This window comes from Armatimonadota bacterium, assembly GCA_017993055.1.
Lineage (GTDB): Bacteria > Armatimonadota > UBA5829 > DTJY01 > DTJY01 > JAGONM01.
The window spans coordinates 17758-42347 of record JAGONM010000001.1; the positions used below are offsets into that span (position 1 = coordinate 17758).

24 protein-coding genes are annotated in these 24590 nt (G+C 62.5%); 6 read left to right on the forward strand and 18 right to left on the reverse strand.

The features are described 5' to 3' along the window. Positions 1 to 37 precede the first annotated feature (37 nt). Positions 38 to 2206, forward strand: coding sequence for a DNA polymerase (locus KBC96_00080; GenBank protein ID MBP6962783.1), 2169 nt, complete (start codon positions 38 to 40; stop codon positions 2204 to 2206). On the opposite strand, the gene KBC96_00085 is transcribed toward KBC96_00080, so the two are convergent. Both KBC96_00085 and KBC96_00090 read right to left on the reverse strand, forming a co-directional pair. Continuing rightward, positions 2203 to 3516: an HD domain-containing protein gene (locus KBC96_00085; GenBank protein ID MBP6962784.1), complete on the reverse strand. Its 1314-nt coding sequence runs from the start codon at positions 3514 to 3516 to the stop codon at positions 2203 to 2205. The two genes, KBC96_00080 and KBC96_00085, sit on opposite strands and share 4 nt — an antisense overlap. An 88-nt stretch (positions 3517 to 3604) precedes the next feature. After that, positions 3605 to 4915 carry a thymidine phosphorylase gene (locus KBC96_00090; protein MBP6962785.1) on the reverse strand — a complete coding sequence of 437 codons (1311 nt, stop codon included), beginning with the start codon at positions 4913 to 4915 and terminating at the stop codon, positions 3605 to 3607. A 251-nt stretch (positions 4916 to 5166) separates the two neighbouring features. On the opposite strand from KBC96_00090, the gene KBC96_00095 reads away from it, so the two are divergent. The 5 genes from KBC96_00095 to KBC96_00115 all read left to right on the forward strand — a co-directional run bounded on the left by KBC96_00095 (position 5167) and on the right by KBC96_00115 (position 10619). Next, entirely contained in the window at positions 5167 to 6207 is a 1041-nt protein-coding gene (locus KBC96_00095) for a glycoside hydrolase family 130 protein (protein ID MBP6962786.1), read from the forward strand. 84 nt (positions 6208 to 6291) lie between these two features. After that, positions 6292 to 7362, forward strand: coding sequence for a Gfo/Idh/MocA family oxidoreductase (locus KBC96_00100; protein MBP6962787.1), 1071 nt, complete (start codon positions 6292 to 6294; stop codon positions 7360 to 7362). Further along, complete coding sequence (locus KBC96_00105) at positions 7359 to 8675, forward strand: aspartate aminotransferase family protein (GenBank protein ID MBP6962788.1); 1317 nt, start codon at positions 7359 to 7361, stop codon at positions 8673 to 8675. Before KBC96_00100 ends, KBC96_00105 begins: the two co-directional genes overlap by 4 nt. Then, positions 8675 to 9736 carry a hypothetical protein gene (locus tag KBC96_00110; GenBank protein MBP6962789.1) on the forward strand — a complete coding sequence of 354 codons (1062 nt, stop codon included), beginning with the start codon at positions 8675 to 8677 and terminating at the stop codon, positions 9734 to 9736. Before KBC96_00105 ends, KBC96_00110 begins: the two co-directional genes overlap by 1 nt. A 79-nt stretch (positions 9737 to 9815) precedes the next feature. Then, positions 9816 to 10619 carry a GNAT family N-acetyltransferase gene (locus KBC96_00115; GenBank protein ID MBP6962790.1) on the forward strand — a complete coding sequence of 268 codons (804 nt, stop codon included), beginning with the start codon at positions 9816 to 9818 and terminating at the stop codon, positions 10617 to 10619. A 372-nt stretch (positions 10620 to 10991) separates the two neighbouring features. On the opposite strand, the gene mtnA is transcribed toward KBC96_00115, so the two are convergent. The 16 genes from mtnA to KBC96_00195 form a co-directional block, all read right to left on the reverse strand. Then, the gene (gene mtnA / locus KBC96_00120) at positions 10992 to 12029 is read right to left on the reverse strand and encodes an S-methyl-5-thioribose-1-phosphate isomerase (protein ID MBP6962791.1); all 1038 of its coding nucleotides are present in this window, start codon (positions 12027 to 12029) and stop codon (positions 10992 to 10994) included. 4 nt (positions 12030 to 12033) lie between these two features. Continuing rightward, positions 12034 to 12840, reverse strand: a complete 807-nt coding sequence (locus KBC96_00125) for an S-methyl-5'-thioadenosine phosphorylase (GenBank protein MBP6962792.1) — start codon at positions 12838 to 12840, stop codon at positions 12034 to 12036. Then, a complete protein-coding gene (rnc, locus tag KBC96_00130; protein MBP6962793.1) occupies positions 12837 to 13553 on the reverse strand; it encodes a ribonuclease III in 717 nt (238 codons plus the stop codon). Before rnc ends, KBC96_00125 begins: the two co-directional genes overlap by 4 nt. A gap of 8 nt (positions 13554 to 13561) precedes the next feature. Further along, positions 13562 to 14758 (reverse strand): pyridoxal phosphate-dependent aminotransferase, encoded by a 1197-nt coding sequence (locus KBC96_00135; protein ID MBP6962794.1) that lies wholly within the window; start codon positions 14756 to 14758, stop codon positions 13562 to 13564. Positions 14759 to 14865: 107 nt separating this feature from the next. Continuing rightward, the gene (locus KBC96_00140; GenBank protein MBP6962795.1) at positions 14866 to 15534 is read right to left on the reverse strand and encodes a hypothetical protein; all 669 of its coding nucleotides are present in this window, start codon (positions 15532 to 15534) and stop codon (positions 14866 to 14868) included. A gap of 79 nt (positions 15535 to 15613) precedes the next feature. Beyond that, positions 15614 to 16855, reverse strand: a complete 1242-nt coding sequence (gene fabF, locus KBC96_00145) for a beta-ketoacyl-ACP synthase II (protein MBP6962796.1) — start codon at positions 16853 to 16855, stop codon at positions 15614 to 15616. Between the two features lie 139 nt (positions 16856 to 16994). Beyond that, positions 16995 to 17231: an acyl carrier protein gene (acpP, locus tag KBC96_00150; GenBank protein MBP6962797.1), complete on the reverse strand. Its 237-nt coding sequence runs from the start codon at positions 17229 to 17231 to the stop codon at positions 16995 to 16997. Positions 17232 to 17243: 12 nt separating this feature from the next. Continuing rightward, complete coding sequence (fabG, locus tag KBC96_00155) at positions 17244 to 17993, reverse strand: 3-oxoacyl-[acyl-carrier-protein] reductase (protein ID MBP6962798.1); 750 nt, start codon at positions 17991 to 17993, stop codon at positions 17244 to 17246. Then, entirely contained in the window at positions 17990 to 18937 is a 948-nt protein-coding gene (gene fabD / locus KBC96_00160; GenBank protein ID MBP6962799.1) for an ACP S-malonyltransferase, read from the reverse strand. The genes fabG and fabD overlap by 4 nt, the downstream gene beginning before the upstream one ends. Then, positions 18934 to 19932: a ketoacyl-ACP synthase III gene (locus KBC96_00165; GenBank protein MBP6962800.1), complete on the reverse strand. Its 999-nt coding sequence runs from the start codon at positions 19930 to 19932 to the stop codon at positions 18934 to 18936. The genes fabD and KBC96_00165 overlap by 4 nt, the downstream gene beginning before the upstream one ends. Before the next feature lie 65 nt (positions 19933 to 19997). Next, the gene (plsX, locus tag KBC96_00170) at positions 19998 to 20999 is read right to left on the reverse strand and encodes a phosphate acyltransferase PlsX (protein ID MBP6962801.1); all 1002 of its coding nucleotides are present in this window, start codon (positions 20997 to 20999) and stop codon (positions 19998 to 20000) included. An 18-nt stretch (positions 21000 to 21017) separates the two neighbouring features. After that, the gene (rpmF, locus tag KBC96_00175) at positions 21018 to 21209 is read right to left on the reverse strand and encodes a 50S ribosomal protein L32 (GenBank protein ID MBP6962802.1); all 192 of its coding nucleotides are present in this window, start codon (positions 21207 to 21209) and stop codon (positions 21018 to 21020) included. A 52-nt stretch (positions 21210 to 21261) separates the two neighbouring features. Beyond that, positions 21262 to 21789, reverse strand: coding sequence for a DUF177 domain-containing protein (locus KBC96_00180; protein MBP6962803.1), 528 nt, complete (start codon positions 21787 to 21789; stop codon positions 21262 to 21264). Between the two features lie 2 nt (positions 21790 to 21791). Further along, positions 21792 to 23006, reverse strand: coding sequence for an acetate kinase (locus KBC96_00185; protein MBP6962804.1), 1215 nt, complete (start codon positions 23004 to 23006; stop codon positions 21792 to 21794). Between the two features lie 106 nt (positions 23007 to 23112). Next, positions 23113 to 24111: a phosphate acetyltransferase gene (pta, locus tag KBC96_00190; protein ID MBP6962805.1), complete on the reverse strand. Its 999-nt coding sequence runs from the start codon at positions 24109 to 24111 to the stop codon at positions 23113 to 23115. After that, positions 24111 to 24545: a hypothetical protein gene (locus tag KBC96_00195; protein ID MBP6962806.1), complete on the reverse strand. Its 435-nt coding sequence runs from the start codon at positions 24543 to 24545 to the stop codon at positions 24111 to 24113. The genes pta and KBC96_00195 overlap by 1 nt, the downstream gene beginning before the upstream one ends. Positions 24546 to 24590 lie beyond the last annotated feature (45 nt).

Below are 24590 nucleotides of genomic sequence, written 5' to 3' on the forward strand. Positions count from 1 at the left end.
TACAATGTCGCAGCGCTCGCAGATTTCGGTATCGGGCATGTCAGACACGCAGACAATCCTGTTCGGATTCGATCCAACCGAGGGGATCACCGCCGTCGAGGCTCTTGAGTCGGAGGTCGTCCTCTACGTCCGGCGGGGGAGCGCCGTCACAGCTGTACGCGAGCCTTTTCGTCCCTGGCTGATAGTTGCCAACCCCGAGGACATCCCGTCCGACTGGAAGACCGTCGAGGTGAGCGAACTCTCGGGCGAGGGTTACCGCCATCTAGCGACATTCCCCAACTGGAAGGCCTTCCTGACTGCGCGCGAGACCCTGCGCGGGAAGGGCGCGGATCACCTCGCCTACTTGAACCCTGAGAAGCAGTACCTGATGCAGTCGGGCAGAACGCTCTTCAAGGGCATGACCTTCGAGGAAGTCCACCGGATGCAGTTCGACATCGAGACGTCGAGCCTCGTCTCCGATGATGAAGGCGGACGGATTCTGCTGGTGGCGGTGTCCGACAACCTGGGGTTCGAGGCGATACTGGACGGCGATGAGGCGGAACTGCTGCGGAGTTTCGTTAAGACCGTGCGGGATCGCGACCCGGACGTGCTCGAAGGGCACAACGTCTTCGGGTTCGACCTCCCATACATCTCGGCGCGAGCAAAGAGACTGGGTGTCCGGCTGACCCTCGGGCGCGACGGCTCAGAGATGACCTACGGGTCGGAGCGGAACTGCCCGATCGGAGGGAACTCCCGTCCCTTCGTACCGGCCTATGTCCACGGCAGACACATCATTGACACGCTCTTCTCGACCCAGAGGTTCGACGTCGCCAAGGGTCAGCTCGATCGGTACGGCCTGAAGGAATGCGCGCGGGTCTACGGCCTCGCCGAGCCGGAGCGTGTCTACATTCCGGGCGACCGCATCGCGGGGCTCTGGGCGACCGACCCCGAGACGATCAAGCTCTACGCGCGGCACGACGTCCGGGAGACGCGGAAGCTCGCGGCGCTCGTCTGCCCGGCGGAGTTCTACCTGACGCAGATGTCACCGGACTCGTACCAGGCGGTGGCGACCACCGGGACCGGCGAGAAGATCAACGCGATCCTGATCCGAGAGTACCTTCGCCGGGGACACGCGATCTCGTGGCCGCAGTCGGGGCGGGCGGTCGCGGGCGGATACACCGAGATTCGGATGGCGGGGCTGGTGCGCCGCGTTGTCAAGTGCGACGTCGAGAGCCTGTACCCGAGCCTTATGCTTAGTATGAGGATCAAGCCCGAGTCGGACGTACTGGACGTCTTCCTCCCCGCGCTGGAGGAGCTTACGCGCCGCAGGTTCGAGGCGAAGTCGCGGGCGAAATCCGAATCCCTGCCCGAGGATGAGAAACACTACTGGGACGGCCTTCAGAACTCGTTCAAGATCCTGATCAACTCCTTCTACGGCTACCTCGGCTCGCCGGCGTTCAACTTCAACGACATGGACGCGGCGGAGCGGATCACCTCGTCCGGGCAGCGGCTCGTGCTGCAGATAGCGGACTCGATCGAGCGGCTCGGCGGACATGTGATTGAGATTGACACCGACGGCGTCTACTTCCAGCCGCCCGAATCGGTGGAGAGCCTCGAGGCGGAGGAAGCGTTGATCGAGGAGATCGGGCGAGGACTGCCGGAGGGGATTCGCCTGGCTCACGACGGCCGGTACGCGGCAATGCTCTCGCTCAAGATCAAGAACTATGTGCTGATCGGATACGACGGCGCCAAGACCTTCAAGGGGGCGTCGGTCCGCTCTCGCGCGGACGAACCGTTCGGCCGGGAGTTCATCTCCTCGGCGGTGGACCTGCTCGTCAAGGGCGACATGCAAGGGATCGGCCGCATGTACAAGGAGCTGACGGACCGCATCGTCCGCAGGGAACTGCCGGTCGAGCAGTTCGCGCGTCGGGAGCGTATCACTCAGCGGACGTTCAGCAGCGCCCAGCGGAAGAGGCTGGCGCTAGTTGCGCGGGGGCTTCGAGTCGGAGAGTACATCACCGTCTACGAGAAGGAGGACGGCACGCTCGGGCTGATCGAGGAGTACGCGCGAGACGAGGATACCGAGAAGGTACTCGACAAGCTCTACAAGTTCGCGTGCAGGTTACGAGAGGCGTTCGGCCCGGAGTTCGACACGCTCTTCCCGAATCCGAGCCGCTCGGCGCGCCTTCGGAAGGCGGAAGCTGCGGGACAGCAGAGCCTCTTCTAGGCCGCTTCGCGGGCGGCGGGCTGCCAGGCGGAATGGGCCGCATCCACCACCTGAGGATCGAACTGCGTCCCCGCTCCCTCGTGCAGAATCGCGAGCATCTCCGGCGCAGATTTCTCAGCCTTGTATGACCTGGGAGAAGTTATCGCGTCAACCGCATCGGCGACCGCCAGTATCCTCGAAAGAAGAGGTATCTCCTCGCCGGCGAGTCCGTCCGGATACCCCTTGCCGTCCCAACGCTCGTGGTGGTGGCCCGCAATCCAGGCGAACTCGGACAGATGCACGATGTTCTTGAGGATGTCCATCGTAAGCTTTGGGTGGTCCTTCACCTTGCCGAACTCGACCGGACCGAGCGGTCCCGGCTTGTTCATGATCGCGAGCGGCACGGCGACCTTGCCGGCATCGTGCAGGAGACCCGCGAACCGCACGGTAACGACCTCATTGTGCGCCAGCCGCATCGCCTGCGCGAGTTCGGATGCATATCGGGCGACTCGCTCCGAGTGCCCCGTGGTGAACCCGTGCTTGGCATCGATCACCCGCGCGAAGACGGTCAGCATCGTGCCGAGAACGTCCGCGTTCGGACGGAATATCGGGCCCGTGACGCTCGACTCCATGTGCTGGATGAGGGTGCGGAGGCTCGTTTCGTCAACCAGCTGGCGGAAGAAGTTCTGGTCGGAGACGACCTTTCTGAACGCTTCGATCACTTCCGGGTTGACCTCGACGCGCGCCATGAGGCCCATCGTCTGAAGGGTCTGCTCGACGGAGGTATCGGGCTGAAACCGCCGGTTCATGTCGGCGCTGTCGGCGATCCGAATGAGCTGCGCGCCGATCGGGATGTCGTCGGAGGTCTTATGAGACGGGTAACCCGCGCCGTTCCACCACTCGTGGTGGTCGGCGACGAACTCGGCCGAAAGTTCGAGCCCGGGAATGCCTAGAATGATCTCCTTGCCGCGCTGGGGATGCGAGACGATCTCCGGCCTGGATGTCTGGCTGTAGAGCGTCGGGTAGTGGATAATGTGGGAGAAAGAACCCATCGCGCCGACGTCGTGAAGCAGAGCGGCGTAGAAGACATCCGATGCCTGGGCGGGGACGATCTGCTCCGCCATCGAAGCCGCGACGGCTGCGACCCGCCAGGCGTGGTAGAGCCTGGGGTTCTCCTGCACGTCGAGGATGTAGGAGAGCGCGGCGATCAGATCGCCGAAGAGCCTGGAGTTGTCGCCCTCGAACGGCAACTGGGCCGCGATGGCGGCTTCTTTGCCGGGAGACGCGGGGGGATGCGACCCGGCGCTGTCTTGCATTGACACCGGCATCATGGACTTGCTCCCATCTGCGCGAACACACGCATCTATCATTGTCGGCACGTGCGTTTACTCGCCTTAGGGAGGATTTTGCGCAGAGGGGCTACCGGCGGCGGATTACCTCGCGCACCAGAGGGGCGCGGTCGATCGGCGACGGCCCAAAATCGAATGCCCCGAGCAGAATACCCACCGCGCGGCCTGCCGAGGAATCATCCGTGGCATGGATGTCGGCAAGCGGCTCGCCCGAACGGACTGAGTCGCCGATCTTTGCGCGCAGAAAGATGCCTGCGGAGAGGTCGGGCTGACATCCGGCTTCCGAGCGGCCGCACCCGAGTTCCACGGCGGCCTGAGCAACGTCCATCGCGTCGAGACGGGTGACGAATCCCGATTCGGGTGCGGGCACGGCGCGCACCAGCGGAGCCTGCGGTAGCAGAGAGGGATCGTCCACAACCGACGGATCGCCCCCCTGGGCCTCGATGATCTCCCGGAGCTTCGCCGCGCCCCGGCCGTCCGACAGCATCCGGCTTATGATGCGTTCGCCCTCCTCGGGGGTCTCCGCCTTTCGGCCGAGAACGAGCCCGAGACCGCCCAGGTTCACGCACAACTCCACTAAGTCGTCCGGCCCGCCGCCGTTCAGCGCCTCAATGGCCTCCCGGACCTCGACCGCGTTGCCGACCGCGCGTCCAAGCGGCTGTTCCATATCCGTGATGACGGCGACGGTCTCCCGACCGACCTGCCTGCCGATCTCGACCATCCCGGACGCGAGTTCTCTCGCTTCCTTGAGCGTCTTCATGAACGCACCCGAGCCGACTTTCACATCGAGCAAGATTGCATCGGCGCAGGAAGCGATCTTCTTGCTCATCACGCTTGCCGCGATCAGGGGGATGCAGTCCACGGTCGCGGTCAGGTCGCGGAGGGCGTAGAGCTTCTTGTCGGCTGGCGTGAGGTCGGCGGTCTGGGTCGCCATGACGGCCCCGACGCGCGTCACCTGCGAGATGACTTCCTCGGGAGTCAAGGCCACGCGGAACCCCGGAATCGCTTCGAGCTTGTCGGCTGTCCCGCCGGTATGGCCGAGCGACCTGCCGGACATCTTGGCGACAGGAACACCCGCTCCAGCCCAGAGCGGCACGAGGACGAGAGTTGTCTTGTCCCCCACTCCACCGGTGCTGTGCTTGTCGATCTTGGTGCCAGGGATGTAACTGAGGTCGAGCACCTCGCCGGAGTGGACCATAGTCATCGTGAGGTCGGCGGTCTCGCGCGGAGTCATGCCTCGGAAGCAGACGGCCATCAGCCACGCCGCCGCCTGCGCGTCAGACACTTCGCCCCGGGCGTATCCGCCGACGATGGCCTCGATCTCCTCGGCGGTCAACTCCCCGCCGTCGCGCTTCTTGAGGATGATGTCGTAGATTCGCATGGCCGCCACTGACCCCAAGTTTCGCCACGGCATCAACCCAATCCCTTCATTGCTCGTGTGGACCCGCACTGACAACCGGAAACATGGACGAGTATCAACCGAAACCGGCAAGGAGAATGCACGCCCAGCGCGGAATACTATCCAGACTTTCCGCATATGAATGGGCGGACGACGTTTGTGGGTATGAACGATAGGATATGTGTCGCCGTGGTGCTGAATGCACGTGCGGCTGTTCGATAGAGGGGTAACCAATGAAAGCGGTTCGGTTTGCGCAGAACCCATTGATCACGCCGGCGGACGTGCCGCCGACCAGACCTGAGTTCGAGGTCGTCTGCGTCTTCAACGCCGGCGTGGCGAAATACGGGGACGAGATCATCCTGCTGCTCAGGGTCGCGGAGTGGGCGCGCGGTGACGAGAAAGTCGTCCGCGTACCCGTGCTGGAGGCCGGCGGAATATGCATCCGCGAGTTCTCGAAGGAAGACGGGAGCATGGACTTCCGCGATCCGAGGGCGATCATAACCCCCAAAGGCACGCTGCTGACCTCGATCTCTCACCTGAGAGTCGCGCGGAGCAGGGACGGTGTCAACTTCACCGTTGACCCGAATCCCGCGCTCTGGCCCGACCGCGCGTCCGAGGCCTACGGGCTCGAGGATCCGCGGGTGACGGAGATCGCGGGGACATACTACATCGCATACAAGAGCGTCGCGCCGAACGGGATATGCGTCAGCCTGGCGACGACGACGGACTGGCAGCATTTCGAAAAGAAGGGTATCATCTTTGCGCCTGAGAACCTCGACGTCGCCATATTCCCAGAGAAGGTGAACGGCCGTTTCGTCGCGCTGCATCGGCCGGTGCCGCGGATGTTCGGCGCGCCGAATATGTGGGTCGCTTACTCGCCCGACCTGATGGCCTGGGGCGAGCATCACTTCCTGATGGGCATACGCGAGGACGCATGGGACAGCGGGCGCATCGGGGCAGGCGCTGTGCCGATCAAGACGGAGCGAGGCTGGCTGGAGATATACCACGGCTCCACGCCGGAAAACCACTACTGCCTGGGTGCGCTGCTGCTCGCGCCGGACGAACCCCACGAGATAATCGCGCGCGGTACGGAGCCGATACTGAGCCCCGAGCAACCCTACGAGATAGACGGTTTCGTGCCGAATGTCTGCTTCTCTTGCGGCGCGATCGCGGAGGATGATCGTCTCGTGATCTACTACGGCGGCGCGGACACCGTTATGGCCGGATGCGAGATCAGCATAAGCGAGTTGCTGGAAAGCCTCGTAATCGGTTAGTATGGAGCAAGACGGTAGACATTGGACTGCAGACCGTAGACCGGCATCCGTCGGCCTGCGGTCTTTTGCCGTAGGAGGAAACATATGCCGGTCAGGATAGCAATAGTCGGCGCCGGGAAGTTCGGCGAGGTTCACCTGAAGACGTTCAAGCAGCTCGAGATGCTGGGGGTCGCCGAACTTAAGGGGTTCAGCACCATCAAGCAGGACGAGATTGACCTCTACGAGCCGCAATATGGCGTCAAGGGATACCTCGACTACAGGGAGATGCTCGAGAAGGAGGACATTGACGGCGTCACGGTCGTCACCCCGGACTTCCTTCACCGCGAGATAGTCGTCTACGCCGCGAATCAGGGCAAGCACATCCTGTGCGAGAAGCCTCTCGATGTGACCGTCGAGGGCTGTACCGAGATGATCGAGGCTGCGAAGAAAAGCAACGTCCTGCTGCAGGTTGACTTCCACAAACGGTATGATCCCGACCACATGGCGGTCGAAGCCGGAGTCGGCGCCGGGAAGATCGGCACCCCGCTCTACGGCCACTGCTACATGGAGGACCGGATCGAGGTGCCAGTGGACTGGTTCGCGCACTGGGCGCCGCACGGTTCGCCGGTATGGTTCCTCGGCAGCCACTTCGTAGACCTCGTCCGCTGGATCATCAAGTCGGACGGCGACTCGGTCTACGCCACCGGGAGCAAGAAGAAGCTGCTCGGTGAGTTCGGGATAGACATGTACGACTCGGCAAGCGCGAAAGTGGTCTTCAAGAACGGCGCGTCGTTCTCGTTCGACGTCTCCTGGATCATCCCCCGCAAGTTCGAAGCGATAGTGAACCAGGGAATGCGGATCGTCGGCACGGACGGCCTCTGGGAGGTTGACAGCCAGGACCGTGGCGACCGGTCGTGTTTCCAGGACGAGGGAATGCGCACCTGGAACAACAACTTCATGCGCGAGGAGAAAGACAAGCACGGGCGAACCGTCTACAGAGGCTACGGCGTTGAGAGCATCGCCGACTTCGCGTATAACGTCGAGTTTCTGAAAAGCGGAGGGAGCCTCGATTCTCTGGCGGGCAAGTATCCGTCGGGCGAGGACGGCCGCGAGGTAACACGCATCTGCGCGGCGATTCACCAGAGCATGGAGACAGGGGAGATAGTGAAGCTATGATACCGAACATCAAGACCGATCTGCCCGGGCCGAACGCCCGGAAGTACATAGAGATGTCCCGGCAGTACGAGCCCAACTCGATGTCCGACCAGGTGCCTGCTGTCTGGCAGAGAGCCGAGGGAGCGGTCGTCGAGGATGTAGACGGAAACACGTTCATTGACTTCACGTCCGGCGTATTGGTGACGAACATCGGCCACTGCCATCCGAAGCAGGTGGCGGCTATCCGGGAGCAGGCCGGGGACGTCATGAACTCCTACGATTTCGTCAACCCCTGGAGGGCGCGGCTCGCGAAGAAGCTCGTGGACATCACGTGTGACAACCTCGACAAGGCGTTCATCCTCTCGACCGGCGCGGAAGCAACCGAGTCGGCGATGAAGGTCGCGCGACGATACACCGGCAAGTACGAGATCATTGCCTTCCACGGCGCTTTCCACGGCCGGACCTACATGGCGATGAGCGTCGGCGGCAAGCAGGGCGTCAAGCGGGGCTTCGGGCCGATGGTGCCCGGCGTACTGCACGCGCCGAACGCCTACTGCTACCGGTGCGCGTTCGAGCAGACCTATCCTGACTGCAACTTCACCTGCCTTCGCTACCTCGACCGCCTGATTGACACAGAGAGCACCGGCAACGTCGGAGCGCTGATTACCGAATCGTATCAGGGCGGCGCCGGCTCGATCATCCCTCCCGGCGACTACATGCAGCGACTGAAGAAGTGGTGCGAGGAGCGCGACATCGTATTCATCCTCGACGAGGTGCAGTCGTCGTTCGGTCGCACGGGCAAGATGTTCGCCTACGAGCACTGGGGGATCAAGCCGAATCTGCTCTGCCTGGGGAAAGGCATCGGGAGCGGCGTGCCGATCTCCGCGCTCGTCGGCGAGTCGAGAATCTTCGACGTCCTCGAACCGGGCAGTATGTCCAGCACGAGCGGCGGCAATCCGCTCTGCTCGCGAGCCGCGCTGACCTCGATCGAAGTCATCGAGGAGGAGAACCTCGTCGAGAAGTCGGCGGCGCTCGGGCAGGTGATGCTCGACCGCCTCAACGACATGATGCGGAAGTACGAGATGGTCGGTGACGTCCGCAGCATGGGTCTGGTCGCCGGAGTGGAGATCGTGAGGGACAAGGCTGCCAGGACGCCGGACGCCGAGGCGACGCGAAAGATCATCGAGGCTGCTTACCAGGGAGGCCTGATGATGATCGCGCCTATCGGCTTCCATGGCAACGTGATCCGGATCGCGCCGCCGCTAGTGATCACCGAGGAGCTTCTCAATAAGGGTCTTGATATCATGGAAGACGCAATCAAGAGAATGAGCTGATGCCGGTACCTGATCTTCACGAACGACTCGCAGAACTCGATGCCCTCGTGGATCCCGCGCACGCCGCCGAGTCCGAACGGATACTGGAGGATGCGCTCCTCTATCGCGAGGTCCCGCGTCTGCCGCTGATCGAGGCCGTCGGAGTCGAGGGCTGGCCGACGTACCCCTACTCGGAAGCGTTTCACGACATCGAAAAGATGCTAGTGAACGAACTGGCGGGCGTCTATGCCGGCGCGAAACTGCGGGACGACCGGATGTACACCATCCGAGCGAACTACGGCGTCGGTACGATGGCTTCACTCTTCGGCTGCGAGATATCGCTCACGATGAACAATATGCCCTGGTGCGAGGCGCTCTCCGAGCGGGAGCTGCTCGATGCGCTCGACCGGGGCATCCCCGACGTGAGTGCTGCCGGGCTCGGCCCGCGCGTGCTCGAGACCGAGCGGTTCTATCTCGACGCGCTGTCGAAGCACCCGAACCTCAGCAAGGCGGTACGCGTCTTCATCTGCGATACCCAGGGTCCGTTCGACACCGCGCACCTGGTCATGGGCCACCGGATTTACACGGAGATTTACGACGATCCGGACCTCGTCCACCGTCTGCTCGATCTCGTCACCCGGACCTACTGCCGATTCACGCAGGTGCAGAAAGAACTGATCGGTGAAGGGAACGACTGGAGCTTTCATTCGCAGACCAAGGTTCGGGGCGGGGTGCGCATCTGCGAGGACGCACCGACGAACATCTCAGGGTCCTCCTACCTGGAGTTCTGCCGGCCATACAACCAGCGCGCTCTCGCGGAGTTCGGCGGCGGATGGATCCACTACTGCGGGCAGGGACACCAGATCCTGCCGCACATCCTTGACACTCCAGGCGTCCTCGGCGTCAACTTCGGCAATCCGGAGATGCAGGACCTCGACGCCGTGTACGACGCGTCCGCCTCGCGGAACATCGGCATCATAAGCTGGAACCGGCCGCTCACCGATGAGCAGAGAGAGCGCATCCGGACCGGGATAAGCCTCATCGGGAAGGGCGTCCGGTCGCCGGATCAGGCGCTGTGGTGACTGCCGGAACCCGCAGGGCGCGCCGGAAAGCATGGCGAGCCGCGCCGCGTTTGTGGTATCATCCCCATGAGGACTCCGGGTGGGTTGTCGAGCTGTGGACGAGATCGTCTCCGTTCTGGATCGCTACTTTTCCATCTTCCTGGGCACGGACCGCCGCACGGTGGAGCCCGGGACCGTTCGACTCGTCTCCTCGCCGATGCGTGAGATCGAGGACACCTTCTGGGAGTACGTCCGGCTTGTACTGTGCGGAACCGCATTTCGCCGGGGAGTAATCTCGGTACACAACGCGCTCTACGAGGACGCCAAGGAACTCGTGCCACCGGGCGCCGATCCTTCCATCATCTTCGATCCGATCTTCCAGCAGGAGATGATCACTCTCACCCGCAGGAAGCTCTCTCACCTCGGAGACATCCAGCCTTTCAAAGGGTTCGTCTTCTACTGCACGCCGCAGACCCTCAGGTTTCATCCTAACTACGAGGTCCGGCAGGTGATGCCCGACGACAGGCACAAGTTCATGCTGCTGGCGGGCGATGAGCGGATGCTCAAGTACATGTGGGACAACATTTACTGGTCGGTATGCCAGGGCACGGCTTACGGGATACTCAGGCACGGCTACTACGTATCATTCGCGGCGGAGTACAAGATTCCGTACATGCAGGACGAGGTCGGCGAGGTGCTGATCCTGACGGGAGAGGAGTACCGGGGCCGCGGGTACGGCAAGTCGTGCGTATCGGCGGTCACTAAGGCCGTGCAGGACTCCGGGCGCGTGCCGCTCTACCGCGTAGACGAGAACAACACTGCGTCGGTGCGGACCGCGAAGTCGCTGGGATACCGGATCTACTCCGAGTGGTTCTCCTGCAGGCTGGTGTCGAAGAATTGTTGAGCTTGTCGGGCCGAATGGCACGGTTCTTGCAATATGCCCCTGTGTACTCTACTCCTTCCAACCTTGCGTAAGGAGCATGCCGGAGTGATCGCTTCATGATCGCCGACGCTCCTGCCGAGGCATCTTCTGGATGCCCGCGCACCGTTTTTCATGGCGCGCGGGCGTCTTTTTTTTGCCAACCCTGGAACTTTTGCGGGGTTAGCACCGTCTGTATAGATGGTGCTTGGTTCTGCAAGGGCAGGCCGGGTGCCGATTGCAGATATACGCTTCTTCATCCAACGTGGTCCGGCCGTCACCGATGGCCGGTGATTGCCATCCCCCATGAGGCAGCCCGCTCATCCGAGCGGGCTTCTTTTTTTGTGTAGAGCACTATCACAGACCGCCGGATACCGCAAGCTTCGCGGGCCGAAGGACGCCCTTCTCTGTTATGAAGGCTGTAACGTATCCCGCCGGAGTCACGTCGAACGCCGGGTTCCAGGCGCGGACTCCCTCTGGGGCGAGGCGCACTCCGCCGATATGGGTTACCTCTCGCTCGTCGCGCTCCTCGATGGGGATGCGCGAGCCGTCCGGGATACTGAAGTCCACAGTGGAGATCGGGGCCGCGACGTAGAAGGGTATCTCGTGCGCCTTCGCCAGTACCGCCAGCCCGTATGTGCCGATCTTGTTCGCCGTGTCTCCGTTCGCCGCTATCCGGTCGGCCCCGACGATCACGCAGTCCACCGCGCCGCTGGACATCGCCCACCCCGCCATGCCGTCGGTAATGATCGTTACGGGCACGCCGATGCGCGAAAGCTCCCAGGCAGTGAGTTTCATGCCCTGGAGGCGCGGGCGCGTCTCGTCGGCGAGAACCCTGATCCGCTTGCCCGACTCGAACGCCGCGCGGATGACGCCGAGGGCGGTGCCGTATCCTGCAGTGGCGAGAGCGCCGGCGTTGCAGTGGGTCAGGACGGTGCAGTCGTCGTCGAGCAACTCGGCGCCGTTCCGTCCGATGGCACGGTTTACGTCTATGTCGTCCGAGAGGATGGCGGTCGCCGCGGCTGTGAGGACGACCTTCATCTCGTCGAGAGGCTTGTCGAGGTGCTCCCGTGCGGTGTCGAGCATGCGGTCTATCGCCCAGAAGAGGTTGACGGCGGTCGGGCGGGTGGAACGAAACTCGCCGGCGATCTGCTCGAGACGGCGAATGAACTCCGCGGGATCATCAGCCTCGATGCCGCGCGCTCCCAGTGCGATCCCGAGCGCCGCCGCAACGCCGATGGCGGGAGCGCCTCGCACGACCATCGCGCGGATGGCGTCGGCCACCTCTCGGTAGTCGGCGCACTCGACGAACCTGAGCTGATCGGGGATGAGGGTCTGGTCAATCAGCCTGACCTTGCCGTCAACAAGATCGACCGGCCGGATGTCGTCCTGCATGATGCTACTCCAGTCGGGCGTGCTCCATCGCAGCGAGGCACTCCGGGCAGGAGCCGGCCTCCATCCGTTCGATCATGTCGAGGATGACGCTGCGCACCCGCTCGTTGTTCTGCTTGAGCACCCTGACGACTTCTCCCGCATTGACCGGCTCGACGCCTGCCTGGCCGACGCAGCCCGCATCGTAGTCCGTGATGAGGGAGATGTTGACGTAGCACATCCCGAGTTCGCGGGCCAGAATCACCTCGGGGTGCTGGGTCATGTTCACCACGTCCCAGCCCATCTTCGTGAACCAGGAGCTTTCCGCGCGGGTGGAGAATCTCGGCCCCTGGATGACGACGACCGTGCCGTGTTCGTGGACGGGAATGCCGTGCGACTTGATGGACTCGACCGCCAGCGCGCGCATCCGACCGCAGTACGGCTCCGCGCCCATGACATGGACAACATCGGGACCATCGTAGAAGGTGTCCGCCCGGCCGCTCGTTCGGTCAACGAACTGGTCGCAGACCACGAAGTCACCCGGCTTGATGTGAGGCTGCAGGCTTCCGACCGCCGCCGGGCCGATGATGCGCGTCACGCCGAGTTCCTTCATTGCCCAGGCGTTTGCGCGGTACGGGATCATGTGTGGAGGAAGGGCATGCCGCCGTCCGTGGCGCGGGAGAAATGCCACCCGCCTCCCGGCGACAGTCGCAATTGCCACGAGATCGCTCGGTGGCCCATAGGGAGTCTCAACCTCGATCTCCTCGACATCGGAGAGGAACTCGTAGAAACCGGAACCGCCGTACACGCCGATCTCGGCGCGATTGTCGCTCATTTCGATGACTCCTTACAGGATGCCGCAAACTTCGGATGCTCGAGTGCATTGAGCGCGGCCGCCTGCTCGGCCTGCTTCTTGCTCTTGCCGGATCCGGTCCCGAGAGCCTCTCCGCTGAGGCGGGCCTCGACCAGAAACGTCTTGTCGTGATCGGCCCCGGACGAGGAAACGACGAAATACTCGGGGGCCTTCTTGTAGCGGCTCTGGCTGATCTCCTGAAGAAGCGATTTGTAGTTGCGGTGGTGCTCCTCGCGCTCGATGTCATTGAGGAGCGGACCGAGGGATCGAAGTATCAGCCGGCGGGCGTCCTCCATCCCGCCGATGAGATAGACGGCGGCGATCAATGCCTCAAAGGCGTCGGCGAGTATCGAGGGTCTGTCGCGCCCCCCGGACGACTCCTCGCCCATGCTGAGAAGGAGCCCCGGGGCGAGCCCGATCTTCCTCGCGGCGACGGCAAGGATCGGTTCGCTGACCGCGACTGCCTTGGCCTTGGCGAGATCGCCCTCAGGCTTGTCGGCGAACCGGGAGTAAAGATGCTCGGCAACCACCAGGCCGAGCACCGAATCGCCGAGAAACTCCATCCTCTCGTTGCACTCGGCGCCGCACGTTTCGCCCAGGTAGGACTTATGCGTGAGAGCCTGCCGAAGCAGAGGCTGATCGGCCTTCTTGATCTTCAGCCTTCGCGCGAGTTTCTGGAAATCGCTGAGTGGCATCGCAGGACCTATCCGCTCAGTTTCACGACTGCCTCGCCGATTCGCGCAACACCCTTCTTGATGTTCTCCATCGAAGTGGCGTACGACAGGCGGACGTTCTGGTCAGCGCCGAAGCCGGATCCCGGGATAACCGCCACCTTCGCCTCGTTCAGCAGGAACTCTCCGAACGAGTCAGAACCGCTCACCGTCTTGCCGTCAAACGACTTGCCGTAGTACGCCGAGACGTTCGGGAAGACGTAGAACGCGCCGCCGGGATTCGGGCAGACGACTCCGGGGATTGCATTCAGGCCGTCAACGATGACCTTCCGCCGCTCGTCAAACGCCTGACGCATCTCCTCGACCGCGTCCTGCGGGCCGATCAACGCCTCGATAGCACCGGCCTGTACGAACGACACGGGGTTCGAGGTGCTGTGGTCCTGGATGCGGGACATGCCGCTGATGATATCCTGCTCGCCCGCCGTATATCCGACACGCCAACCGGTCATCGAGTGGCTCTTCGAGAGGCCGTTGACGGTCAGCGTAAGCTTCTTGATCTCCTCGCCGAACGAGGCGATGCTGACTTGCCTGTTGTCGCCATAGACCAGCTTCTCGTAGATCTCGTCGGAGATCACGTAGACACCATTCTCGACCGCGATCTTCGCGATATGCTCGATCGCCGACGGATCGTAGATCGCGCCGGTCGGATTGCTTGGGCTATTGAGCACGAGCGCCTTCGTTTTGGGCGTAATCGCCGCTCGGAGCATCTCGGGGGTCATGCGGAAGCCTGTGCTCTCGTCGGTCTGCACGTAGACAGGAACACCATCCGCGAGCTTGACCATCTCCGGATAGCTCACCCAGTACGGCGCGGGAATGATCACTTCGTCGCCGGGGTCGCACAGGGCGAGCATGACGTTGTAGAGAGAGTGCTTCGCACCGATCGAGGCAATGATCTGCGAGGGCTTGTACTCGAGTCCGTTGTCTCTCTTGAGCTTTTCGCAGATGGCCTGCTTCAGCTCGGGCGTTCCCGAGGTCGGGGTATACTTCGTCATACCCCCTTGAAGCGCCTTGATGCATGCATCCTTTACGTTCTGCGGAGTGTCGAAATCCGGCTCGCCGGCTCCGAAGCTGACAACGTCAATGCCGTCGGCTTTCATTTGCTTCGCTTTGGCAGTGATGGCAAGGGTCGGCGACGGGCTGGCCTTGCGGGCTCTCTCTGAAATAGACAATGAACTCACCTTCGCTCTCCTCAAAATGACCTGAGTGCAACCGAGGCCGTGAACGCCTGCGCGCCCACGGCCCCGAATGCTGATAGACATTCAGTGCAGCCGCCTGATCAGGCGTTGGCAGGCGGCGGATCCTCGTCGGACTCCTCTGCTTCCTCGAACGAGACGGTCTCTCGGGCGTCGTCTACGGATGTGTACTCCAGACCTTGGTCGAGATCGAGCACGGTAGATTCCTTGTCGGTCTCGGGCGCCTGCTCGTCCTGAGTCATCCACCACGGAAGCTCGTCTTCCGCAGCCGGCTCGACCGCAGGCGCTTCAGCGTCCAGTTCCCTGGATGCGACGACAGGCGACTCGGGCGCGTCGAGGTCAACAACTCCGTGGGACAGAGGCTCTTCGTCCTCGGACTCGACCTCAAACTCTACCGCAGGCTCAAAGGTCGGCGCCGCGATGGCAAAGTCGCTCGCGGGCGTGTCCCCGGCGTCGGGTTGATCGGCGATCACCGGCACGAGTTCCTCAGCGACCTGCGACGGTTCTTCAGGCGCGGCAATCGGCACCTCCGGCACGGGTTCGGCGAGCTCCGGGATCTGAATCGGCTCGGCGACAGGCGCTTCCTCGATTTCGGGCGCCGCAGGAATCACGGCGGACGGCGGCGCGTCCCGATCCGTCAGCAGGATGGACTGCGCCTTCCTGCCGGCAACCTGCTGCAACTGGCCGAAGCACTTCCAGCAAGCCGCGCGATCATCCTGATTGGCGCTTCCACACCTCGGGCAGTACTGCATTCAATCGCCCCCATTCGTTTCGAAAGAGACCGCAGACAGCGGCACTTGACAACAGTCTACCACTTGCGGCGACGCGTGTCTAATCACAGCGCGCGAAGACCAGCGTTGCATTGTGCCCGCCGAATCCGAACGAGTTTGACATCGCGACACGGACATCCAGCTTGCGTGCCGTGTTCGGAACGTAGTCGAGATCGCATTCGGGGTCGGGCGTTTCGTAGTTGATCGTCGGATGCACGATGCCGTCTCTGATCGCGCAGAGGCACGCGATTGACTCGACCGCGCCGCCCGCGCCGAGCAGGTGCCCGGTCATGGACTTAGTCGCGCTTATCGGAACCTTCGGGGCGTGCGCGCCGAAGACGGTCTTGATCGCAGCGGTCTCGAGCTTGTCGTTTGCGTCGGTGGACGTGCCGTGCGCGTTGATATAGTCAATGTCCGCAGGCTTCAGACCGGCGTTGGAGATCGCAGCAGCCATTGACCTGGCCGCTCCCTCGCCTTCCGGAGCTGGAGCCGTTATGTGAAAGGCATCGCCGCTCATTCCGTAGCCGATGAGTTCGCCGTAGATACTCGCCCCCCGGGCACGCGCGTGATCCAGCGCTTCCAGGATCAGAGTCCCGGCGCCCTCGCCCATCACAAAGCCGTCGCGGTTCAGGTCGAACGGACGGCTGGCGCGCGCCGGATCATCGTTTCGGGTGCTGAGGGCCTTCATCGAGCAGAACCCCGCAACGGACAGCGGGGCGATCGCGGCCTCCGAACCGCCGGCTATCATCACATCGGCCGCGCCGCGCCGGATGATCTCCGCGGCCTCTCCAATCGCGTGCGTGGCCGTCGCGCAGGCGGTGACGACGGCGAAATTCGGGCCCTTTGCACCGTAGATGATTGAGATCTGGCCGGAAGCCATGTCGGATATGAGCATCGGGACGAAGAACGGACTTACGCGGCCGGGACCTCGCTCGAGCAGCGTCCGATGCTGTTCCTCCCAAGTGTTGGTACCGCCGATGCCGGAGCCGATAAGGACACCGACCCGGTCCAGATCCGTGGACTCAAGATCGAGCCGCGAGTCCTCAATGGCGAGTCTTGTGGCGGCGACGGAGAACTGGACGAAACGGTCCATCCGTCGAGCTTCTTTTCGCTCCATGTACTGCTCAGGATCGAAGTCATTGACTTCGGCGGCGATGCGAGTGGTATATTCGGACGCGTCGAAGTGGGTAATGGGCCCGGCCCCGGAGACGCCGCCCAGCAGCGCCTTCCAGAAGGCTTCGTGCCCGTGGCCGATCGGGGTGATCGCCCCCATTCCCGTAACTGCGACCCTTCTTCTATCCATGAATCTCCTCAGACAGTTGTGGCGCGGACACAGCGGAGAACAAAGACAAGCGGTACGAAGTAGAGACAGAACTCCCGGCACTTCGAACTCGCCGCTTCGCGTTTCCGGCTGTGTCCGCCTGGTGAAAGGTCAGTCTGCGCTAGACCTTGGCTTTCTCCTCGATGTAGCCTACGGCATCGGCAACGGTCGTGATCTTCTCAGCGTCCTCGTCAGGGATCTCGATATCGAACTCCTCCTCGAGACCCATGACCAGTTCGACAACGTCGAGGGAATCGGCTCCCAGATCATCCACGAATGAAGCGTCTGAGGTAACCTCTTCCTCGTTGACGTCAAGCTGCTCCACGACAACCTTCTTTACGCGATCGAATGTTGGCACTTGTTCACCTCCTTACATTACCATCCCACCGTCAACGTTCACGACTTGACCAGTGATATAGCTCGAATCTTCGGTGCAGAGAAACACTATCAGCCTTGCAACGTCCTCGGAAGTTCCGAGTCTGTTCAGAGGAATCTGACCCGATATACTCTCCCTTATGCTCTCAGGAAGATCGTCGGTCATCGCCGTCTGGATAAAGCCCGGCGCCACGGCGTTGACGTTGATCCCTCGGCTCCCGAGCTCGCGAGCCGCCGTCTTCGTCAGCGCAATCACTCCGCCCTTCGAAGCCGAGTAGTTCGCCTGACCGGGGTTGCCGATGATACCCATGACGGACGCGACATTCACGATCTTTCCGCTGCGCTGTTTGAGCATGGTGCGCGTGACCGCCTTCGTGCAGTTGAACGTGCCTTTCAGATTGGTGGCGATCACCGAATCCCATTCCTGCTCGGACATCCGCGGGATGAGCGCATCGCGCGTGATCCCCGCGTTGTTCACGAGAACGTCCACACCGCCGAGCTCGTCGAGCGCGCGCTGGACGATCGCATCACAGTCGGCGGGAAGCGCGACATCGGCCCGGACCGCGATCGCTCTTCTGCCGGCCTTCCGCACCTCGTCGGCGACGGCTTCTGCGGCCTCGACGACATAGTCGGCGATGACGATGTCGGCCCCCTCGGAGGCAAGCGCGAGGGCCACGTATCGGCCGATGCCCTTGCCCTCCCGGCCCGCTCCGGTCACTATAGCAACTTTGCCCTGCAGTTTCAAGACTGCTTAGCTCCTCTCCAATGACCGACGAATGCTTCGAGCGATTCGACGTCGCCAACGTTTGCGACATCGGCCGAGTCGGTCGTGCGCTTGATCAGACCGCCGAGCACCTTGCCCGGACCGACCTCCACAAACCCGCCGATGCCATCCGAGACCATCTTGAGGATTGACTCCTCCCATCGGACGCTTCCCGCGATCTGTTTCGAGAGCGCGGAGCGGATTTCATCAGCCGACCGCACATAATCCGCCGTGGCGTTTGCGACTACCGGAATATCGGCGTCTACGATCGCGGTCGCAGCCAGTTCCGCAGCAAGCTCGTCGGCCGCCGGCTGCATCAACCTGGAGTGAAACGCACCGCTGACGTTGAGCGGCATCACCCGCTTCGCGCCGGCCTCGGACGCATAGCCGGACGCCGCCTCGACGGCCCTTGCCTCGCCGGATATGACCACCTGACCTGGTGAGTTGTAGTTCGCCACATCTACGATGCCGACCTCCTGCGCTCTACTGCATATCTCGCGAACCTGATCCGCGCTCAGGCCTATCACGGCGGCCATCGTTCCGGGATACTTCACTCCAGCGGCCTGCATGAGTTCGCCCCTCCTGCGCACGAGCCGGAGGGCGTTCTCAAAAGCGGCCGCACGAGCCGCAACCAGCGCCGCATACTCTCCGATGCTGTGTCCCGCGACGACATCCGGCCGGATACCCTCGGATTCCAGCAGACGCAGAACCGCCACACTGACCGTGAAGAGCGCCGGCTGAGTGTTCGACGTGAGGCGCAAGTCCTCCTCCGGTCCATCGAAACAGAGCCCGCTGAGCGGGAAACCCAGAGTGCAGTCCGCGGCGTCGAAGACATCGCGCACCACCGGGAAACGATCATGCAAATCCTTGCCCATGCCGACGGACTGCGATCCCTGTCCCGGGAATACGAACGCGAGTCTCGTCATAGCGTCCACTTCACAACCGCAGCCGCCCACGTGAGACCGGCGCCGAAGCCGACCGTCACAACGAGATCACCCTTCTTGACCCTGCCGGTCGTATAGGCCTCATCGAGAGCAAGCGGGATCGAGGCAGCCGAGGTGTTGCCGTATCTGTCAACATTGATGAAGACCTTCTCAGGCGCAAGACCGAGCCTCTGCGCTGCGGACTCCATGATGCGGATATTCGCCTGATGAGGCACGAACAGATCCACATCGTCAGTTGTGAGACCGCATGCTTCCAGCGCCTTGAGGGAAGCTTCTCCCTGAATCTTGACGGCGAACTTGAAGACCTCTCGCCCCTCCATCTTGATCAAGTGAAGGCGGTTGCGGACGGTTTCCTCAGACGTGCGCAGTTTTGAGCCGCCGGCTTCTATCTTGAGCAGATCGGCGCCCGAGCCATCCGCGCCGAGGTGGGTCGCCAGCACGCCGGCGCCGTCATCCACAGGAGCGACTATCGCAGCGCCGGCGCCGTCGCCAAACAGCACGCAGGTGCCTCGGTCGGTCCAGTCGGTGACGCTGGTAAGGATGTCAACTCCGATCACGAGAACTCTGTCGTAGGCGCCCGTGCGAACGAATTGAGTTGCTGTGGTGACTGCGTAGACCCAGCCGGAGCATCCCGCCTGGAGGTCGAATGCCGGGGTATTGGTAATGCCGAGCTTCTGCTGAATGACGCAGGAGGTAGCAGGGAACGGCATGTCTCCCGTGACGGTGGCGCAGATGATGAGATCGAGATCCTCGGGAGCAAGCCCCGCCGAGTCGAGAGCCTTCCTGGATGCTTCCAAGGCAAGGTCCGAAGCCGGAGTACCCTCGTTAACGATCCGACGTTCTCTTATCCCGCTTCGCGTGACGATCCATTCGTCGGTCGTGTCGACGATCTTCTCCAGATCGGCGTTCGTCAGCACCTTGGGCGGCGCGTATGATCCTATGCCTACGATGCCGGCACTGCGTAGTTCGGCTGCCATGAGGTCTCCGTTTCGTGGGTTGATTTGGGTCTCGGGTCGCGGCCCGATTCCATATGAGGATTCACCTAACCGGCGACAAGTTCCTTCTGTCGAACCGCCGCGGTTATGCATCCGACCACGTCGCTCTCTACGGCGGACGCGGCGGCCCGGATCGCGTTCCGGATCGCGCGGGCGCTTGAACGTCCGTGGCTGATTGTGCAGATGCCGTTGGTCCCGAGCAGAGGCGCTCCGCCGTACTCTGCATAGTCGAGGTAGACGCGGGCGCGTCTGAGGGCCGAACCCATCAGCAGAACACCGAGTCTGGCGAGGATGCTGCGTTCGACTTCTTCCTTGAGGACGGCGACCAGAAACTCGGCCACGCCTTCGGTGACCTTCAGGGTGATATTCCCGGCGAATCCGTCGCAGACCACAACGTCGGCGGCGCCGCGGAAGATCTCCTTGCCCTCGACGTTGCCGATGAAGTTCAGGTCCGATTCGGAGAGCCGCAGATTGGCGCCCTTTGTGAGCTTGTCGCCCTTGGATGGCTCCTCGCCGATGCTCAGGAGCCCGACTCGAGGCTCTGACACGCCGAAGACTCGCTCGGCGTACGTCGCCCCCATCATGGCAAACTGAAGGAGATTGTGGACGTCGCAGTCCACGTTTGCGCCCGCATCCAGGAGGACGACCCGGCACTTGGCGGATGGGATCATGGACGCGATGGCCGGGCGCTCGATGCCCGGTATGCGCCCGAGCTTGAGAGTAGCGACGGCCATGGCTGCCCCGGTGTTTCCGGCGCTGACCATGGCCTGAGCTTCTCCCGAATTGACCAGGTTCGCTGCAACCACGAGCGACGAATCCTTGCGTCGGACGGCGTTGGTCGGGCTGTCGTCCATCGCAATCGCCTCGGAGGCGTGAACGACCTCAACCTTCGCTCCGGCCGAGGGATACTTGGCCAACTCGGCCTCGATCCGGCTGCGATGCCCCACCAGTGTCACGGAAATGCCGTGCTGATGAGCTGCTTCGACGGCTCCCTTGACGATCTCGAGCGGGGCGTAGTCGCCGCCCATTGCGTCAACCGCGATTCTCATGAAGGGCGATCCTCTCCCCTAGTCTTCTTCCTTCTCCTTGACTTCCAGGACCAAACGTCCGTTGTAGAAGCCGCAGCTCGGGCAGACGTGATGCGGCAGGCGGGGCGCATGGCACCGCGGGCAGTCCACCACATTCGGGGCGACCAGCTTGTAGTGAGTCCGGCGCTTGGCACCGCGAGTTCGGGAATGTCTTCTCTTAGGTAACGGCAATTCGATTCACCTCTTTCTTGCTGTTCGGAAGGCCGGCACAAACGCGCGGCCGCTAAGAATCCTCCGGCGATTCCTCTTCGAGGAGTCCGGCTAGTGCCTGGAACGGGGACTCGACGGGCTCCTGCGGGCAACCGCATTCGCCCTGGTTCAGATTGCTCCCGCACGTGGGACAGAGGCCCCTGCACTCCGGCGAGCAGACCGGGCTTATCGGAATCCCGACCAGCATATTCTGCCTGATCAGTTCCTCCAGGTCCAGTATGTTGTTCGCGACGAGTTCCGACTCTTCGTCGTCGGCGACGGCCACAACAGAATCCCCGATATGCACCAGACGGAACTGCTCGTCTATGTCCGCTTCGACTGGCAACGTCAAGTCGCTCAGGCAGCGGCCGCACTGCTGGCGGACTTCGGCGCCCACCTTGCCCCTGACGAGAAGCAGAGTGCCAGTGTTCGTCAAATCCACTCGCCCTCTGAGCGGTGAGACGCAGGTCAGCTCGGCATCCTCCGGAAAACAGGGTTCGTCAATCTCCTGCACCGAGCGCATGCCAATGTGCTGAGTGATCTCCGAGAGATCGAGTTTCATGCCTACCGGCCGTTCTCGCCCGTAACGACGCGGGCGGTCTCCCTTGCGATCGCCAGTTCCTCGTTGGTCGGTATGACCAGAATCCGGGCGTTCAGTTTGCCTGTGCTGATGTCGCACTCACCCCGGCACTCCTCGTTCTTGACTGGATCGAGTTCTATCCCGAGGAACTCCATATCCCTGCACATCATGGCCCTGATCGGCGGGGAGTGTTCTCCGATGCCCGCCGTAAAGACAACCGAGTCGAGGCCGCCCATAGCGGCTGCGTATGCGCCGATGTACTTTCGGCCTCGGTAACAGAATATCTCTAACGCGAGCTTCGCCCTCTCATGCCCGGCAGCGGCATTTGCCTCGATGTCGCGCATATCGTTGCCGATGCCGGTGATACCCAGCAACCCGCTCTTCTTGTTGATCAGGTCGTCCACATCGCCGGCGGAATAGCCGAACGTGTTCTGCAGGAAAGGCAGGATCGCCGGATCAATGTCTCCGCACCGGGTACCCATCACCAGCCCCTCGACCGGTGTAAGACCCATGCTCGTGTCCACCGACTTGCCGCCCTTGACGGCCGTAAAGCTGACACCGTTGCCGATGTGACACGTGACGATCTTCTGCTGCTCGACCGGAATGCCGAGATCAGTGAGAATCTTCGTCGCGCGGGAGGTCACGTACTTGTGCGAGGTGCCGTGGAACCCGTAGCGCCTGATGCCGTGTTCCTCGTACAGATCGTAGGGAAGGGCATAGATGTACGCGTGCTTCGGGATGCTCTGATGGAAGGCGGTGTCGAACACCGCGATCTGCGGGGCGTCCGGCATAACCTTCATCGCTCCCTCGATGCCCATCAGATTCGGCGGGTTGTGCAGGGGCGCCAGCTCGCTGAGGCGGGACACCGCGTCTATGACCTCCCGGTCTATCCGGACCGAACCTGAGAATGATTCGCCGCCGTGAACGACCCTATGTCCGATCGCCGCGATCTCGGAGACATCCGTAATCGCGCCGGACCCAGGATTCGTGAGGGCGTCGAAGACGAGGCGCATGGCGACGGTGTGATCGGGGATGTCCACCTCGTTCTCGACCGTCGGCTTGCCGGTCGTCTCGTGCCTGAGCATCCCCCCGGCGCCGATTCGCTCCGCGATACCCTTCGCCAGCACCTGTTCGTTCGACATATCAATGAGCTGGTACTTCAGCGACGAACTGCCGGCATTTACCACCAAGACTAACATTATCTACTCGCTCTTCCAGCCAAGCGGCAGGGGCGAAGCATTGACTGCCGACATCGGACACCTCTGCGCACCGATCGCCCAATGCGTCGCCCCTGCCGCCAACCGCCTATTGTGTCGCTTGAACGGCGGTGATCGCCGTGACGTTTACTATGTCTTCCCAGTCGCACCCTCTAGACAGGTCGTTGACCGGGTTTGCCACGCCCTGAAGGATAGGCCCGTATGCCTCCGCCTTCGCAAGGCGCTCCGTCAGCTTGTAGCAGATATTGCCCGCCTGTAGATCGGGGAATATCAGCACGTTTGCCTTCCCGGCGACCGGGCTGCCGGGAGACTTCTTCTGGCCGACCCACGGCACGAGCGCCGCATCCGCCTGAAGCTCGCCGTCTATGCACATTTCGGGCGCCTTCTCCTTCGCGATGCGCGTCGCTTCGACGACCTTCTCGACGAGGGGATCGGACGCGCTGCCCTTCGTAGAGAACGACAAAAGCGCTACCGTCGGCTCGAAGCCGAACAGGGCCTTCATCGTGTTGCCGGTGCAGACCGCGATCTCGGCAAGCTCCTGCGCGCTGGGATTCATGACAAGCCCGCAGTCTGCGTAGAGCAAAAGCCCCTGCTCCCCGAACTCGCAGTCCGGAACGATCATAACGAAGAAGCTCGACACGATCGAGATACCAGGCGCGGTCTTCAGTACCTGCAGGGCCGGACGCACCGTGTCCGCCGTAGAGTGAGTCGCGCCGGAAACCTCGCCGTCGGCATCACCCGCCTTGATCATGAGCACGCCGTGGTAGAGTGTATTGCCCGCAAGCTCGTATGCCTGCTCCGGAGTCATGCCCTTGTGCTTCCGCAGATCGAAGAGCAGATCGGCGTAGGCCTGCCTCCTCGGCGAGACAGCCGGGTCAACCGTCTCGATGCCGGCGAGAGCAAGACCCTGATCGTCCGCGGCCTTGCGAACGGCCCCGGCCTCCCCGAGGAGTATCGGCGAGGCGATATCGCGCTTGCGTATCTCCACAGCGGCCTTCACCACTCGAGGATCGTGACCTTCGGGAAGAACTATCCGCTTCCGAGCTTCGCGAGCGCGAGCATAGATGCCCTCCATGGGCTTACCCATCATTCATCCTCCGAGGGTCCGGCCCCCCTGAATCCCAGCTTGTCACGTCCGCGCTGAATCTGGCTCAACACCTTGCTGACAAAACCTTCGAGATCAACCAGGATCTCCTTGGCGTACTCGTCCGCGCCGGCCTTGGTGGTCCGCGCTTCGTCCTCGGACGCGGCGATGATCTCCTTCGCCTGAGCGGTAGCCAGCGTCTTGATTTCGCTGCTGTCCACCAGGCGCATGGCTTCCGCCCTGGCTTCCTCGACGATTCTGCCGGCGTCCGCCCGCGCCTGATCGGCAATCTGCGCAGCCTGCTCCTTAGCGTCGCTCAGGATGTGGTCGGCGTCTCGGGTTATTCGCCCGGCCGCCTTGACGTCCTCAGGCAACGACGCGCGCAGCTTGTGGATCAGACTGAAAACCTCATCCTCGTTGACGAAGACGGTGTTCATGAGCCGCCTGCTGTTGTCCAGCAGTTCCTCAAGCTTTTCCAGTAG